This window comes from Streptomyces sp. NPDC101194 (assembly GCF_044767885.1).
In the GTDB taxonomy this organism is placed as follows: Bacteria; Actinomycetota; Actinomycetes; order Streptomycetales; family Streptomycetaceae; genus Streptomyces.
In genome coordinates, this window is record NZ_JBIWOS010000002.1 from 954,445 (window position 1) to 970,703 (window position 16,259).

Genomic DNA, 16,259 nt, shown 5'->3' on the forward strand with positions numbered 1-16,259 from the left:
TGGGGCAGCCTCCGGCCTCTGCAAGGGAGCGGTGCGCGACCCCTGCGCGCACAACCGAGTACCTCGCCGTCGAGGCCATGAGTGCGACCGCGGACGATGCGACCCGCGTGCGGCCGTTGCCGCCGTGAGCGAGCCCGCACCGGTCATGTGAACGCCTCGGCCCGGCGGCGCGATCGCCATCGGCTCTCGACCGCGGGCGCAGCCCCGGCTCGTACGGAGCGGCGCCCGCCGCGGGCCGGTCACGGCGTCCGGTGCGCGGCGGGCCCGCGACAGGGGGCATCACGGCTCCGGACGCCCCGTGCCGCGGCATCCGCTGACGGTGTCTTCCCCGAGCAGGCAGCTTCCTGACGCCTTCCCGGGTGCTCCCGGCACCCCGCGGGACAGGCAGAGGAGGAGGTGAACGAGGACGGCCGGGCCCGGCGGTGGCCCGGAGATCCGGGTCATGCCCCCCCGGGCCCGCCCCGGACCAGGCTCTGAGTCAACTCCCTTATCCGAGAGTTCAGTCCACACACGGAGGACGACCATGCCAATCAGCCCGAACCAGGGCTCCACCGGCGGCGGTACCACCGTCACCATCACGGGCACCAACCTCACGGGCACCACCGCTGTGCTCTTCGGTACCAAGCCGGCCACCGGAGTCACCAACGTCTCGCCCACCCAGGTCACCGCTGTCTCCCCGGCCGGCTCCGGCGAGGTCGGCGTGACGGTGACCACGCCGGGCGGAACCAGCAACCCGATTTCGTTCTTCTACGTCGGCGCCCCGTTCAAGTCCGGCCTGAGCGTGAGCTCGGGCCCCACCGCGGGCGGCAACACCGTCGTCATCAGCGGTACCGGGCTGTCCACCGCCACCGGGGTGACCTTCGGTGCCAATACCGCGACGCCGACCGTGCTGTCGGACAGCCAGATCAGCGTCGTCGTGCCCGCGGGTGCGGCGGCCGGGTCGGTGGGGGTCAGTGTGACGACCGCCGGAGGCACCAACAACGGTCTGTCGTACACCTACATCGACGTCCCGACCATCACCGGTCTCACTCCGGCTTCCGGACCGACGTCCGGCGGGACCGCCGTGACCATCACGGGCACCAACCTGACCACGACGAGCCAGGTCACGTTCGGCTCGGTACCGGCACCCTTCTCGGTCGTCAACGCGACGACGGTGTCCGCCGTCACCCCGCCGGGCACCCTCGGCGCGGTCGACGTCGGTCTGTCGAACCCCGCGGGCACGGCAACGGACGTCGGTGCCTTCACGTACGTGGCGGGCCCCGGCATCTGATCCGTCACGGCCGCGACACCGGCACCGGCCGCCGCCGCGGAACAGATCCGGCGTCGGTGCCGCCCACGGACGCGTGATGTCCGTCCGGTCCGGGACGTTCCGCGCCCGGCCGGGCGGGCGTACCGCTCGACGTCACTCGCTCACCGCCGCCCGGCCAGGAGGTCCGGGCGGCGCGCCGGCCGCCACGCTCCGAAGCGGCGTCCCGTCCGCAACGCCCCCTCACATCACCCCGACAGGAGAACGGCTGTGGAGAGCCCCGACAGCTCGATCCGCCACGTTTCGCAACCGCCGGTGGCCGCGGCCGCCCCGGCCGCTGCGGGCACCGTGCACACCACGCCGACCACACCCGAGGGAACCGGCGACGGCCCCGGCTCCACCTACGCGCTCGCGGCGCCCGCGATCGGTTCCGTCGTCCCCAACCAGGGATCGGCCGATGGCGGGAACACGGTCACGTTGACCGGAACCGGCTTCACCGGGGCGACCTCGGTCGGTTTCGGTGGCGTCGCCGCCGCGTTCATCGCCGTCTCCGCGACGCAGGTCACCGCGATCGCCCCCGCCGCGCCCGCCGGCACCGTCAATGTCACGATCACCACTCCGGGCGGCACCAGCGCCGGGATCCCCTATACCTGTGTCGCCGGTCCGGTTCTGGGCGGTGCGGCCCCGGCCCAGGGGCCGCTCGCCGGTGGCAACAGCGTCACCCTGTCCGGAACCGGCTTCACCGGGGCGACCTCCGTGCGCTTCGGTGCGAACGCGGCGAGTTCGTTCGCCGTCGTCTCACCGACCCAGCTGACCGCGTCCGTACCCACCGGTGGCCCGGGTCCGGTCGCCGTCACGGTCACCACTCCCGGTGGGACCAGCACCCCGGCCGTCTCCTACTACTACCTCGGCGCGCCGGTTCTCGGTGCGATCAGCGCGGGGTCCGGGCAGGTGGCCGGTGGCAACTCCGTGACGCTGACCGGTACGAATCTTCTCCAGGCCACGGCGGTTCGCTTCGGCGCGACGGCGGCGACCACCTACACCATCGTCTCTGCCACGGGGATCAGGGTGGTGGTGCCGCCCGGTGCCGTCGGTACGGTCCCGGTCACCGTCACCACGCCCGGTGGCACCAGCAACAGCGTCGCCTACTCCTATCTCGGTGTCCCGGTCCTCACCGCTCTGGAGCCCGGCCAGGGGCCGTCGGCAGGCGGAACGACCGTGACGCTCACCGGCATCGGACTGACGTACACCACCGCGGTGCTGTTCGCGGCCGTGCCCGCCGGCTTCACCGTGGTCTCCGACACCCAACTGACCACCACGGCACCGCCCGGGACGGCGGGGGCGGTCACCGTCAGGGTCGTCACCCCCGGCGGCACGGGTATCGGCCTTCCCTACACCCGGCTCGACCCGCCCGGCGTCTGAGCGGTCCGGCACAGGGGATCCGCGCGATCCGTCGCGACGCGCGCGTGGTGCGGCGGTTCCATGTGGCCCAGCCATGTGGTCAGGAGTGTTTCCAGCTGTGCCGCCGCCTCCGGGGGCAGGGAGTCCAGGAGGCGGCGTTCGTTGCGCATGTGCTCGGTGAAGGCCTGGTCGATCAGTTCGCGGCCCGCGGGGGTGAGTGCGACCACCCGGCCCCGGCCGTCACCGGCCGAGCGGCGGCGGGTGACGAGGCCGTCGCGCTCCAGGCGGTCGATCCGCTTGGTCATCGCCCCTGTCGTGACCATGGTGTGCACCGCCAGTTCGCCGGGGGCCCGTTCGAACGGCTCGCCCGCGCGGCGCAGGGCGGCCAGCACGTCGAACTCGCCCTCGCTCAGCCCGAACCTCCGGTAGACCACGCAGAGCTGCTCGGTGAGCATTCCGGCCAGGCGGTGGAGCCGGCCGATCACCCCCTGAGGGCTCACGTCGACATCCGGTCGTTCCCTGGCCCATTCCGACTGGATACGGGCGATGTGGTCGAGCGGCGGGGGAGGGGGCGCGGAGGCGGCTGCGGCGGTTTCGGGGCGCATGTCTTCACTGTAGCTTCCTTGGAAGACATAATAACTTCCATGGAAGCTACTTTTCGCTGGGTCCTGATCACGGCGATCGCACCCGTCGCCTGGGGTACGAACTACTTCGTCACCCACGCGTATCTGCCTGCCGGTCACCCCCTGTACGGAGCCGCGATCAGGGCCTTGCCGGCGGGGCTGCTCCTCCTGGCCGTGCGCCGGGAACGGCCGCGGGGCGCCTGGTGGTGGAAATCCCTCGTTCTCGGCGCCCTCAACATGGGCGGGTTCTTCGCCCTCGTCTACGTGGCGGCCCAGTTGCTGCCGACCAGTACCGCGTCGACGGTCATGGCGACCTCGCCGATGGTGATGATGCTGATCGCCTGGGCGCTGCTCGCCGAGCGCCCGCGCCTGCTGCCGCTGGCCGGCGCCGCCGTCGGACTCGGCGGGGTCTGCCTGATGCTGCTCGGCGGGACGGCGTCGACCGATGTGCGTGGAGTGCTCGCCTCCGTCGCCGCGATGCTCATGTCGTCCCTCGGCTACGTCCTGGCCAAGCGGTGGGGCGCCGAGGCCGACGTACTCGCCTCGACCGCCTGGCAGCTGATCGCGGGAGGGCTTCTGCTGCTGCCTCTCGCCGCCCTGGTCGAGGGCGCGCCGCCCGCGCTCGACGGACCGGCCCTCCTCGGGTTCGGCTACGTCACCGTGGTGGCCACCGCGCTCGCCTTCACCGCCTGGTTCGCCGGTCTGCGCCACCTTCCCGCCGCCACGGTCGGACTGGTCGGACTGCTCAACCCGGTGACCGGCGTACTGCTCGGCACCGCGCTCGCCGGCGAGGCGCTCACCCCCAGGCAGCTCTGCGGGGCGGCCCTGGTCCTGGCCGGAATTCTTCTCGGACGGCCGACGGCCGGGAGGGGGCGGCGCGGGGCGCCGCCGGTCACGGTTGCGCGACCCTCAACTCCCGTACTCCCACCGGCTTCTCCGCGTCCTCCGACGTGACCGTCAGCCGCACCCGACGAGCCGTCGCCCCCGACCGGTAGGGCTGCCAGTCCGTGCCGTCCACCGATGTCTCCAGCCGGTACGAGGACGAGCGGGCGTCCGTCCACTCCGGCTCGATCGAGGTCACCGGGGCCGTGCGCCCCAGGTCCACCGTCAGCGCGCCCGTCGCGCCGTCCGGGGACCACGCCGTGGCGACGCTGCCGTCCACCGCGGCGGCCGCGTACAGGCCGGGCGCCTCGGACGTCGCCGTCGCCGGGCGGCAGCGGGCCGCGTCCGTCGTCGCGGCGAGGTCCGGGCGGCGGGTGGGCAGGCTCAGCGTGCCGGTGAGGAGACGGGGACCGGTGGGGGTGTGGACGGTGAACGGAGCGCCGGAGGTCAGCCGGACGGTCGTCGTCAGCGGGCCGATCGCGACGTCGAACGTGCCGCCCCGGTACCGCAGGCCCGTCAGCGTGACTCCCCTGCCCAGCTGCGGCGGCAGCAGCGGGTCGAGGCGCACCCCGTCCTCCCGCAGGCGCAGGCCCGTCAGACCGTGCGTGAAGACCTGGAGGAATCCGCCCTTCCCGGTGAGGAAATCCTGCGCGGGACGACCCGACAACGGGTCCTGCGCGCCGGACTTCGTGCCGCGGGCCTCGCTGAAGAGGGCGTACGGGCCGCGCATGAACGGGCGCACGGAGCGCTGGAGATAGGTGTACGTCACACAGCCGGCCTCCCCGATCGCGGCGGCGTCGATCGCATGGACCGAGTCCGTCATCGCCGGCCCGTCCGGATCGGTGCGCGCGGCGTAGTAGTCGAGCGTGGCCGCCGCGGCGCCGGGCTCCATCGGCCACTCCAGCGGGTAGATCAGCAGGACGGCGTCGGCCTGTTTGATCGTCGAGCCGTTGTAGCCCGCGTACTGAAGGAAGAGCTTCCGCTCGGGGTCGTACGGGATGCGCAGACCGTCCGCGACCCGTGTCCACCCGGCCGGCGCGGTATGCCCGAGCAGCCGCGCCGCACGCGTGGCGTTGCGCAGCGCGGTGGCCGCGACCGCGTTGGTGAAGACCCCGTCGGTGACATCGTTGCTGTACTCGTCCGGGCCCGCGACCCCCTTGACCGAGTAGCTGCCGTCGTCGTTGGCGGTGGCCCGCGAGACCCAGAAGTCGGCGATGCCCGAGAGCAGTGGCCACCCCTGGCCGGCCAGCCAGTCGCGGTCCCCGGTCGCCAGGTAGTACTGCCAGACGGCGAGCGAGACATCGCCCTGGAGATGGTTCTGGGTGAGGCAGTGCGGAGGATTCCAGCTCTGGCACTCGGACCAGAGGTCGCCCCTGCTCGCGCTCGTCCACGGGTAGAACAGCCCCCGGAATCCCAGCTTCTGGGCGTTGGCACGGGCGGCCCCGCGCGTGCGGTACCGGTACTCGACGACCGGACGGGCCGGCTCGGGACGGGTGACGAGCAGCCCCGGATACATCCAGGTCTCGGCGTCCCAGAACACCATTCCCGCATAGTTGTCGCTGGTCAGACCGGCCGGGGCGATGCTGTCACGAGACCCGGTCCGGGTGGAGGCGAGCAGTCCGTACTGCGCCGACCGCAGCCACTTCTGCAGCTCGGGACGGTCCGGTACCGAGATGTCCGCCGCCCAGGCCCGCCGCCAGGCGGCGGCGTTCTCCGCGAGGACGCCGGACCAGCCGCGCCGGGCCGCGCGCACGGACGCCTCGCGGGCGGCGGCGGTCGGGGCCGACGAGGTGAGCGCGGTGTCGACTCCGACGTACTTCTCGACGGAGTACGTGCGCCCGGCGCGCACCCGGAGCTCGCTGTGCGGACGGGGCGTGCCCGGTGCCGGTGCCCTGCCGCGCGCCGGGCCCGGCCCGTCGGTGCGCAGCGTCTGGACGATCGCGCCGGCCGTCCCCGTGCCCCGGGTCCGGAACGTTCCGTCGCCCTTGAGCGTGATCCGGCGTGCGCCCCGCGGGTCCAGACGGCCGGTGACGGTCGCCGTACCGCTCCAGCGCGGTGTGATGCGCAGCCGTACGGCGCCGGTGTGCACGTCGGAGCGGTCGGCGAGCACCTCGTAGACGAGGTCGGTCGCGCGCCCGTCGGCCGTGGTCCAGCGCAGTGACGTACGCACCAGACCGCAGCGCAGGAACACCGTCTGGCGGTAACGCGAGATCCGGGCCGTGGGGGTGCCGGAGCCGTACGTCTCGTCGCCCACGCGCAGGTCGAGGGGCGTCCAGCTGGGCAGTGCGGCGATCACCTCGCGGCCGGCCGCCAGGTCCTTCTCGCGTCCGAACAGGCCGGCGACGAAGGCGCCGTCGTAGCGCGGAGTGAACAGCGGCCAGCCGGTCCTCTCGCCCGACGCGGCATAGCCGGCGCCCGCGGCGGGCACGCGGTGTCCCAGGTACCCGTTGCCGACGTAGGGGTCGTAACCGTCGGCCGCGCCGAACCGGGTGGAGGTCGGGGCCCACGCGGGGTCGGTGTCCCGGCCGCAGGTGGTGGACGTGGGCGGGAGGGGAGCGGCCGCGTACGAGAGGGGCGGCAGCGGTGCGATCAGGGCACCCGTGACCAGGGACGTCAGGGACATCAGGGACGTCAGGAGACAGATGCGCGAGAGGCTCACCCGTACGACGGTAAAGAAGCGCGCGCCGGGCGGCGGGGCGCGGCGCGCGGCGCGCGGGTGAACGGCCGGTGCCGCGGCCGGACGGGTTCACCGGCCCGCGACGCCCGGCACGGCAGCTCGCCGCGCTGCCGCATCACCCGAGTGCGTCCAGCGGGGGCGGCGGCCCGCGTCAGTCGGCGAGGCCCGTCTTGAGGCCCGCGCCGCACAGCGGCACCACGACGCTCCGGTCCGTCCGGCCGCCGACCGCGGCCCAGCAGGCGACGCCCGTCGTCTCCACGTAGAACCCGCGGGCGGCCAGGTCCAGCTGCGCGGCCCGGATCTGATCCTCGGTCACCGTGAGGAAGGTGCCGCCCGATTCCCGTACCGCGGCCAGGACGGCCCGAGCGCGCGGCGGGCGGGGGATGGCGATGCCCTCGGCGAGGGTGGGGGCGGCCGTGCCGGCCGGGGCGTCGAGCACATCGTCCGCGCCCGCGTGGAACGCGGCGGCCAGCGGTGACACCGCCTCGGCCTGGACGGCGATCAGCGCCGGGCGTTCCTCGATCAGACCCAGGGCGTGGAGTTCGGCCGTGGCCAGGGCCGCGCCGAGCAGCAGGGTGCCGTTGCCCACCGGTACGGCCAGGGCGTCCGGGAGCCGGCCGCCGAGGTCCTCCCACAGCTCGTACACATAGGTCTTCGTGCCGTGCAGGAAGTACGGGTTGAAGACGTGCGAGGCATAGAACGTGCCCGGGGTGTCGGCGGCCGTACGGGCCGCCAGCGCGGTGGCCTCGCGGTCGCCGGGGACGATCTCCAGCTGCGCGCCGTGCGCCCGGATCTGCTCGGTCTTCTTCGGTGACGTTCCCTCGGGTACGTACACCGTGCAGGGGAGCGAGGCACGGGCGCAGTACGCGGCGACGGCGGTGCCCGCGTTGCCGCTGCTGTCCGCGACGACGCGCTCGGGCGAGAGACGGCGGGCCAGTTCGACGAGCATCACGGCGCCGCGGTCCTTGAAGGAGAGCGTCGGCATCAGGAAGTCGAGCTTGGCCGACACCGTGCCGGTGAGCGGGACGAGCGGGGTGCGGCCCTCGCCGAGGGTGGTCGTGGGCGCGGCGAGGGGCAGCACCTCTTCGTAACGCCACAGTGAATTGACGCGTCCCGCAAGAGAGTTGAGCGAGAGCGGATCCGTGACCTCGAAATCGAGGTCCCAGGGACCGCGGCAGACCGGGCAACACCAGGTGAGGGCGGTGGTTTCGGCGCGAGTGCCGTCCTGCGGACAGATATACATGGCCATGCCCGCCAGCATGTCAGGCGTGTGGCGGTCGTATGGCGAAGGTATTGCACACCTCAACGCACCCTTGTGGGATTCCCAAGGATCGGTCAATCTTTCGCTGTCGGACGGGCCGTGGGCGTCGCGGAATCCGAGGCAAGTGATTGTCATGCTCATGGTGATCGGCTCTCTCGGTGCGGTCCGGGCCGTGCCGGCCTCGTCCCGCCCCGATCCGCCTCGCTCCACCCGCGTCACCCGTGGACCCCCCACCAGCACCGCAATCGAGGAGGACCCCTCACATGTCAGTGATGCGTCACACCCCCCACGCGCGTCGAAGAATCGCCGCGGCGAGCGTCATGGCCGGTGCCGCCCTCATGCTCTCCACCGCGGCGGCGTTCCCCGCCACCGCGGCCGGGACGGCGGCGGGAGGCGTGATCGAGAACGCGGGCGCTCCGGGCGCCATCAGCGGCAGCTACATCGTCACGCTCGACGAAGCGGCGGCCGACGCCGACTCCGCGCGGGGCAGGGCGCTCGCCAAGGAGTACGGCGCCGAGATCAAGAAGACCTACCGCGCCGCCCTCAACGGATACGCGGTCGAACTCTCCGCCGCCCAGGCGAAGAAGTTCGCCGCCGACCCGGCCGTCGAGTCCGTCGTGCAGAACCGGACCTTCACGGTCTCCGGCACCCAGCCCTCGCCGCCCTCGTGGGGACTGGACCGGATCGACCAGAAGAACCTGCCGCTGAACCAGAGTTACACCTACCCCGACAACGGGGGTGAGGGTGTCACCGCGTACATCATCGACACCGGTGTCCGGATCACCCACAGCGACTTCGGCGGCCGGGCCTCGTACGGCTACGACGCCATCGACAACGACAACACCGCGCAGGACGGCTACGGTCACGGCACCCATGTCGCGGGCACCGTCGCCGGTTCGGCGTACGGGGTCGCCAAGAAGGCGAAGATCGTCGCGGTCCGGGTCCTCGACAACAGCGGCTCCGGCACGACCGCGCAGGTCGTCGCGGGCATCGACTGGGTGACGGCGAACGCCGTCAAGCCGGCCGTCGCCAACATGAGCCTGGGCGGCGGTGCGGACTCCGTGCTCGACGCCGCCGTGCGGAAGTCCATCGCGTCCGGCATCACCTACGCCGTCGCCGCGGGCAACGAGTCCACCGACGCCTCCACGAAGTCGCCGGCACGGGTCACCGAGGCCATCACCGTGGGCTCCACGACCAGCACGGACGCCCGCTCCAGCTTCTCCAACTACGGCAGCGTGCTGGACATCTTCGGCCCGGGTTCGTCGATCACCTCGGCCTGGAACAGCAGTGACAGCGCCACCAGCACGATCTCCGGCACGTCCATGGCCACCCCGCACGTCGCCGGCGCCGCGGCCCTCTATCTGGCCGACCACCCGGGCGACACCCCCGCGCAGGTCTCCGCCGGACTGGTCGCCGCGGCCAGTACCGGAGTGGTGACGAACCCGGGTGCGGGATCCCCGAACCGGCTGCTGAACGTCGCCGGTGGCACCACCACGCCGCCCGGCAAGAAGTTCGAGAACACGGCGAGTTACACCATCAGCGACAACTCCACCGTCGAGTCGCCGATCACCGTCACCGGTGTCACCGGCAACGCGCCGGCCGCGCTGAGCGTGCCCGTCGACATCACGCACACCTACTCCGGCGACCTGAAGATCGATCTGGTCGCGCCCGACGGTTCGGTCTACAACCTGAAGGCCTACGGAACGGGTGGCAGTGCCGACGACGTGGTCACCACCTACACGGTGAACGCCTCGTCGGAGGTGGCCGACGGCACCTGGAAGCTGCGGGTCAGCGACAACGCGGCGGCCGACACCGGGCGGATCAACTCCTGGGCCCTGCAGTTCTGATGGCGTCTCCTTGGATCGACCGGTCCTAGAAGGATGAACAGGTGGGGCGGCCGCATGCGCGGCCGCCCCACACGCCTGTGCCCGGCCGCCGGTGCGGCGAAGCGCGTGCGGAGGGCGCCGTCGCGGCTCGGACGCCGTCGGCGGGACATGCGTGCGGTCACGACGAATCATCACTTCGGGTGAAACTCTGGCCCGTGCTTGCGATCCACAACCGACGGTTGTCAGGCTGTTGCAGACTGTCAATCTGTTGGGAGTGGCCTGTGACTTTCGGTGAGCAGCCCGCCTATCTGCGTGTTGCGAGCGATCTGAGAGAGAAGATCGCCAATGGTTCGCTGCCGCCGCATGCGCGCCTGCCTTCGCAGGCCCGTATCCGCGAGGAGTACGGGGTCTCGGACACCGTCGCGCTGGAGGCGCGCAAGGTGCTGATGGCCGAGGGGCTGGTCGAGGGGCGCTCCGGTTCCGGTACGTATGTGCGCGAGCGCCCGGTCCCGCGCCGGATCGCCCGCTCCGGCTACCGGCCGGGCGCCGGGGCCAGCCCGTTCCGTCAGGAGCAGACGGCGGAAGGGGTGCGCGGGACGTGGGAGTCCCGCAGTGAGCAGGAGGGTGCGAGCGCCGAGGTCGCCGAGCGCCTGGGCATCGAACCGGGTGACCGGGTGATGCGTACGCGATACACCTTCCGGGAGGCCGGGGAGCCGATGATGCTCTCCACCTCCTGGGAACCCCTCGCCGTGACGGGGCGTACGCCGGTGATGCTGCCGGAGGAGGGCCCGTTGGGCGGATGCGGGGTGGTCGAGCGGATGGCCGCGATCGACGTCGTCGTGGACAACGTGGCCGAGCAGGTCGGCGCGCGTCCAGGGCTGGCGGAGGAGCTCCTGGCGCTCGGCGGTGTTCCGGGCCATGTGGTGATGGTGATCGAGCGTACGTATTACGCGTCGGGTCGCCCGGTCGAGACGGCGGACGTGGTGGTGCCCGCCGATCGCTTCCGGATCGCCTACCACCTTCCGGTCAGGTGACCGGCGTGCGAGGGGCGCCGTCCGGCTCCGGGCGCGATGGATCGACGCCTCGTCGGGTGCCGTGAGCGGCAGTCGATCGTCGACCGTCAGAGCTTGTCATGTCCTGGTCCTGATCGTCGTTCGTGCCCGCCCGCCGGGTCGGTGACGGGCTCCCCCCAGGGGCGCATCCAGTTGGATGCGCCCCCCTTTTTGTGGCCGGATCGGTATCTCTTTGTGTAATTACGTATCCGTTGAGTGAAGGTCAGGCGTAGGGTCCGGCATATGCGTACTGCGGTTTCCTGGGGATCCTTAGAAACGTACATGCCGTTCGAGGGAGGGGCGCAATGCTCGGGAGGGGCGCAATGACCGACAGCGGTGCCGATCTCCCATGGCTGGTGATACGGCAGGACGACAACGGCAACCGCTACCGCGTCGGCAGGTATGCCACACAGGGCGAGGCCCAGAAGGTCGCGGACAAGCTCGACACCCATGGCCACAAGCAGCTCTACTGGGTGGAGCGCGTCGGGGCGCGGGCACGGCCGTAGGGCGTTCGTGGGAGTGGGTGCGGGCGTGGCGCCCTCGCTCGTGAACACCCGGGGGCCGAGGTGGTCGAGCACGAGGGCGGCCCCGGGCGTCATGCCGGCCTCCTCGCCCTCGTGCGCGGCGAGCGCCGCCTCCACCCGGTCCCACCGGGGCACGGTCTGTTCCGGCCGGGTGTACTCCATGCGGGGCTCGAAGCTCTCGCCGCCGCGCCGGTACTGGAAGATGTCGAAGCCCCCGGTGGTGCCCACGCCGTATGTCTCGGTGCCCCGGGACAGCTCCGCGACCGTTTCGCTCCAGGAGCCGATGCCGCCGCTCACGTCCGGCACTGCGCAGCGGCCCCGGGGCCGCTGGTTGTGCGAGCGGCGTGACGGGAAACCCGGCTCATGATGCCTGACACCGGAGGCATGGGCTCCTTGCGCAGGGCGGGGACCTGCTTCTGCCGGAGTTCCACGGATCTCGGCACGGGAAGAAGGCTCGGACCGGTGAGCTCACGTGCTGCGGCCTCGCGTATGCGCGAGCCGCTCGACGCGCCGGACATGATGAGTGATCGCTCGGCATCGCGGCGGCCGCGAACAACTACCGGCCGACGGCCCAGATGAACCCGGGACAGCCCTCGAAGGCAGGTGGATCGATCTTCGAGGTGTCCGGCCACCAGGTCGGAGGCGACCTCCTCGGCGCGGGACGCCGTCCTCCGCCGTCGGCAGGCCTTCCTCGATGTCCCGGCGAGCTTCTTCTGTCGCGAGGGCGAGCCGGTACGGGCCGAGGAGGAGCCGGATCCCTTCCGTCAGGGCATGCTGCGCATCGCTCGCGCCACCGGTGCCGAGGAGAGGAAGTGGCCGGCCGGGGCCCGTGTCCGCCCGGAGGGCTGAGCGAAGTCCGGTGGGCGGTGATCCTTCCCGCTCACGGCGCTAGGGTCCTGCCTGACGTGGGTTTCGGACGGTGAAGGCGGAGTGATGTCGGTCCTGATCGACACGGTGGCGTGGGTGCGTGTGGAGGGCGGCAGGATTCTCTGCGCGCGGCCGCGGGGGAAGGACGTCTTCTACATCCCCGGGGGCAAGCGCGAGGGTGCGGAGAGCGATCTGGAGACCCTGGTCCGCGAGATCGAGGAGGAGCTGACCGTGCTCCTCGAACCGCGCACCGCGGTGCATGTGGGTACCTATGAGGCCGAGGTGCCCGATCTGCCGGGCGGCGGCGTGGTCCGTATGAGCTGCTACACCGCCAACTACGAGGGGATGTTGGCGGTGAGCAGCGAGATCGAGGAGATGGCCTGGTTCTCGTACGCGGACCGCCCGCTGGTTCCACCGGTCGATCAGTTGCTCTTCGACGACCTGAAGGCATCGGGGGAGCTGGACTGAGCCGGTCCGGGCGACGGCGCGCCGCCGACTCGGTGCTGTCGACATGTATTCCGGCGGCGCGTGTCGGCCGCCTCGTGCGCCCCTCTCTCCGTGTGCGTCTGTTCGTGCGCGCGACCGTACACCCGTACGCCCCACGTGTCGGTCGACGCGGTAGTTCGCACCAAATATCGGGTATGTGCTGATTAACCCCCGTAAACAGTACGTCCCCCGTTGCTGGTCTTGGGAAGTGATCGGCGTGATCGACACCGAAGGCGACTGCGCCGAGTGGACCTTTCCGGCTGAGCCGGGCGCAGTGCGCTCCGCGCGGCACGCCGTCCATGAGGCGCTGCGCGGCTGGGGGCTCGACGCCTCCCTGGGGGACGTGACAGTCCTGCTGGTCAGCGAGTTGGTCACCAATTCCATGCAGTACACATCGGGTCCCATCGGGGTGCGGCTGCAGCGCCCCCACCCCAACGGAGACGCCCCCTCCAACCGCCCCGGACTGCTCGTGGAAGTTTCTGATCCGCTTCCGGATCCGCCCACAGAACGCATGGCGGGACCGGAGGACGAGGGGGGCAGAGGGCTGCAGTTGGTGGCCTGTTCCGCGCGCCGCTGGGGGACCAGACGCGGAAAGACCGGCAAGACGGTGTGGTTCGAGCTGGCCCTGCCTGGTTAGGAGTGGGGTGGGACGCACAGCGATCACCAGAGGTCGGGCAGAACCTGGCTGAAAGGGACTGAGACCGTGCTGTGATCGTGAACGCCGTGTCGGTAGGGGCCGTAGTGCTGAATACTGCGTGCAGGACCGGTCCGGTGTGTGAGCTGGAGGGGACGGTCGCGTGAGCGAAATACCTGGGACAGCGGGCGATATCGTGTGGCAGAGCAGCCCGCCTGGCTCGATCTATGACTACATCAGGGTCGCCTCCTTCTCGATCGGCCCCGACGGCCTGATCGAGCAGTGGAGCCGGCGGGCCGCCGGCCTCTTCGGCATTGCCGCGGACGAAGCGGTGGGCCTGGATCCGGTCGAGGCGTTCATGCCCGCCGAACTGCGTGGGGACGGCCGCCGCCGGGTCGGCGAGATCCTCGACGGCAAGGAGTGGACGGGCCTCGTCCCGTTCCGGATGCCGGGCGAGGACACCGTGCACGGGCTCGCCGAGATCTATGTGATGCCGAGCGGGACGGAGACCGGGGAACGGGCCGCGATCTGTATCGTCGTGGACGTCCGCGCGCTGCGTCGCATCGAGACGGACCTCGCCGCGTCACAGGCCATATTCGGCCAATCTCCCTTTGGTTTCGTGCTGTTCGGCACCGACCTCACCGTGGTGCGCGCCAACCAGCGCTTCGCCACCGTCTTCGGGGGGCAGGCCGCCGACCACCGCGGCCGTACGGTCGACGACTACCTCGCCCGCCCCGAGGCGGACCGGCTCACCGCCACCCTGGAGCGCGTGCTGGAGACCGGCGCCTCCGTCACCGACCTCCAGCTCGTCGGCACCGCGCCCGGCGACCCGGTCAGCCGCCACTGGTCCATGAACCTCTACCGGGTGCACAGCGGATCGGGCCGCCCCATCGGCATCGCCGGGCTGGCCACCGACGTGACCCGACGGCAGATCGCCGCCCGCGAGGCCGCCAGCGCCCGCCGCAATCTCGCCCTGCTCAACGAGGCCAGTGCCCGCATCGGCAACTCCCTCGACCTGGAGACCACCGCCCGCGAACTCCTCGACGTCGCCGTGCCCGGCTTCTGCGACCTCGCCTCGGTCGACCTCTACCAGGGGCTGCTCACCGGCGACGACGCGCCTCCCGGCAGCTGGGACTCGCTCCGTCAGGAGTCCGTCGGAGGCTCCGCCGAACTGCGCCGCGTCGCGCTCGCCAGCGCCGTGTCGGACGCCCTGCCCTCCTCCGCGGGCACCGGCGCACCCGGCACGGGCGGCGAACCGCCCGTACTCGGCGCCGTACACCGCTTCACGTACAACTCGCCCTGCGCCATCGCCCTGCGCACCGGGCATGTCGAGGACGTGCCCGGCGACGACCGGGGCTTCGTCCAGTCCACGCTCGCCGTGCCGATGGTCGCCCACGACACGGTGGTCGGGCTCGTCCAGTTCTCCCGCACCAAGGGCAGCGAACCCTTCGGCGAGCGGGACCGGGCGCTGGCCACGGAGCTGGCCGCCCGCGCCGCGGTCTGCATCGACAACGCCCGCCTCTACCGGCGCGAACACGAGCGTGCGCTGATCCTCCAGCGCAGCCTCCTGCCCCCCGGCGACCCCGTGGCCGCGGGCCTCGACATCGCCTGCCGTTACCTCCCCGGCAACACCGCCACCGAGGTGGGCGGCGACTGGTTCGACGTGATCGAGCTCCCCGGCCACCGCACCGCCCTCGTCGTCGGCGACGTCATGGGGCGCGGACTGCGGGCCGCCGTGGCCATGGGCGAACTGCGCACCGCGGTGAGGACCCTGGCCCTGCTCGACCTGGAACCCGCGGAGGTGCTCTCCGCGCTCGACGAGGTCGCCCGAGGGCTCGGCACTCCCGGCGGCACCTCCTCCGGCGGTTCCGGCGGTACCCAGTGGCCCTCGCGGGCCGCCCACAAGACCCGCGAGGTGGACCTCTCCGAGGTGTACCTGGCGACCTGTGTGTACGCGGTCTACGACCCGGTCACCCGGCGGTGCACCTTCGCCAATGCCGGTCATCTTCCCCCTGCCGTGGTCGAGCCGGGCGAACCCGCCCTGCTGCTCGACGTCCCGCCCGGGATGCCGCTCGGTGTGGGGGGCGAACCCTTCGAGGAGGTCGAGGTCGAGCTGAAGGAGGGCTCCCTGCTCGCCCTCTACACGGACGGCCTCGTCGAGTCCCGCGACCATCCGCTCGACGAGGGGCTGGCCGCCCTGCGCCGGGCGCTCGTCGAACCGGAACGGCCGCTCGAAGACGTCTGCGACCGGGTGCTGACCACTCTCGACACCCGGCACGGCGAGGACGACATCGCCCTGCTCATGGCCCGCATCCAGGGGCTTCCGGCCGACGCGGTGGGCGACTGGCGGCTGCCGCGTGAACCCCGCTCCGTCGGCCGCGCCCGCGAACTGGCCCGTGGCCAGCTGCTCGCCTGGGACCTCGGCGAGCTGGTGGACACCACCGAACTGCTGGTCAGCGAACTGGTCACCAACGCCCTGCGGTACGGCGAGGGCGAGATCAGGCTCAGGCTGCTGCGCGACCGTACGCTCGTGTGCGAGGTCTGGGACGCGGGGCTCGTCCAACCGCGGCGGCGGCGGGCCCGCGACACCGACGAGGGCGGGCGCGGACTGCAGTTGGTCGGGCTGCTGAGCGTGGGCTGGGGGTCGAGGCGGACACCGCGCGGCAAGACCGTCTGGTTCGAACTGGCTCTGCCCGACGGGGAGCCGGCCGCCGAGCCCACGGTGGAGCAGTTGCTGAGCATGTTCTGAGGGGGGTGTCGGGCGGTCGGCGGCGGCCCGC

General features: G+C 71.8%; 12 protein-coding genes and 1 pseudogene. 10 read left to right on the top strand and 3 right to left on the bottom strand.

Going from position 1 to position 16,259, the window contains the following annotated elements; all coding sequences use genetic code 11:
• The first annotated feature begins 523 nt into the window (after nt 1–523).
• Both ACIRP2_RS11095 and ACIRP2_RS11100 read left to right on the top strand, forming a co-directional pair.
• On the top strand, nt 524–1,270 hold the full coding sequence (locus ACIRP2_RS11095) for an IPT/TIG domain-containing protein (protein WP_404248697.1): 747 nt from the start codon (nt 524–526) through the stop codon (nt 1,268–1,270).
• A 246-nt stretch (nt 1,271–1,516) separates the two neighbouring features.
• On the top strand, nt 1,517–2,668 hold the full coding sequence (locus ACIRP2_RS11100; protein ID WP_404248699.1) for an IPT/TIG domain-containing protein: 1,152 nt from the start codon (nt 1,517–1,519) through the stop codon (nt 2,666–2,668).
• Here the strand turns inward: ACIRP2_RS11100 and ACIRP2_RS11105 are convergent.
• Complete coding sequence (locus tag ACIRP2_RS11105) at nt 2,638–3,252, bottom strand: MarR family winged helix-turn-helix transcriptional regulator (protein WP_404248701.1); 615 nt, start codon at nt 3,250–3,252, stop codon at nt 2,638–2,640. The genes ACIRP2_RS11100 and ACIRP2_RS11105 overlap by 31 nt on opposite strands.
• A 39-nt stretch (nt 3,253–3,291) precedes the next feature.
• Between ACIRP2_RS11105 and ACIRP2_RS11110 the strand changes: the two genes are divergently transcribed.
• A complete protein-coding gene (locus ACIRP2_RS11110; protein ID WP_404248703.1) occupies nt 3,292–4,224 on the top strand; it encodes a DMT family transporter in 933 nt (310 codons plus the stop codon).
• Here ACIRP2_RS11110 and ACIRP2_RS11115 read toward each other — a convergent pair.
• Together ACIRP2_RS11115 and ACIRP2_RS11120 are read right to left on the bottom strand one after the other, a co-directional pair.
• Entirely contained in the window at nt 4,163–6,811 is a 2,649-nt protein-coding gene (locus ACIRP2_RS11115; RefSeq protein WP_404248705.1) for a discoidin domain-containing protein, read from the bottom strand. The genes ACIRP2_RS11110 and ACIRP2_RS11115 overlap by 62 nt on opposite strands.
• A 169-nt stretch (nt 6,812–6,980) precedes the next feature.
• A complete protein-coding gene (locus tag ACIRP2_RS11120) occupies nt 6,981–8,078 on the bottom strand; it encodes a threonine synthase (RefSeq protein WP_404248707.1) in 1,098 nt (365 codons plus the stop codon).
• 275 nt (nt 8,079–8,353) lie between these two features.
• On the opposite strand from ACIRP2_RS11120, the gene ACIRP2_RS11125 reads away from it, so the two are divergent.
• From ACIRP2_RS11125 to ACIRP2_RS11155, 7 genes and pseudogenes are all read left to right on the top strand, one after another.
• A complete protein-coding gene (locus ACIRP2_RS11125; RefSeq protein WP_404248709.1) occupies nt 8,354–9,937 on the top strand; it encodes a S8 family serine peptidase in 1,584 nt (527 codons plus the stop codon).
• 260 nt (nt 9,938–10,197) lie between these two features.
• Nucleotides 10,198–10,950 carry a GntR family transcriptional regulator gene (locus tag ACIRP2_RS11130; protein WP_404248711.1) on the top strand — a complete coding sequence of 251 codons (753 nt, stop codon included), beginning with the start codon at nt 10,198–10,200 and terminating at the stop codon, nt 10,948–10,950.
• Between the two features lie 341 nt (nt 10,951–11,291).
• Nucleotides 11,292–11,474: an SPOR domain-containing protein gene (locus tag ACIRP2_RS11135; protein WP_404248713.1), complete on the top strand. Its 183-nt coding sequence runs from the start codon at nt 11,292–11,294 to the stop codon at nt 11,472–11,474.
• 681 nt (nt 11,475–12,155) lie between these two features.
• A pseudogene (locus tag ACIRP2_RS11140) lies at nt 12,156–12,341 on the top strand (hypothetical protein); the annotation flags it as partial.
• Between the two features lie 84 nt (nt 12,342–12,425).
• Nucleotides 12,426–12,827, top strand: a complete 402-nt coding sequence (locus tag ACIRP2_RS11145; RefSeq protein WP_404248715.1) for an NUDIX domain-containing protein — start codon at nt 12,426–12,428, stop codon at nt 12,825–12,827.
• A gap of 226 nt (nt 12,828–13,053) precedes the next feature.
• Nucleotides 13,054–13,482: an ATP-binding protein gene (locus ACIRP2_RS11150; protein WP_404248717.1), complete on the top strand. Its 429-nt coding sequence runs from the start codon at nt 13,054–13,056 to the stop codon at nt 13,480–13,482.
• Nucleotides 13,483–13,675: 193 nt separating this feature from the next.
• The gene (locus ACIRP2_RS11155) at nt 13,676–16,228 is read left to right on the top strand and encodes a SpoIIE family protein phosphatase (protein WP_404249456.1); all 2,553 of its coding nucleotides are present in this window, start codon (nt 13,676–13,678) and stop codon (nt 16,226–16,228) included.
• Nucleotides 16,229–16,259: the final 31 nt, after the last annotated feature.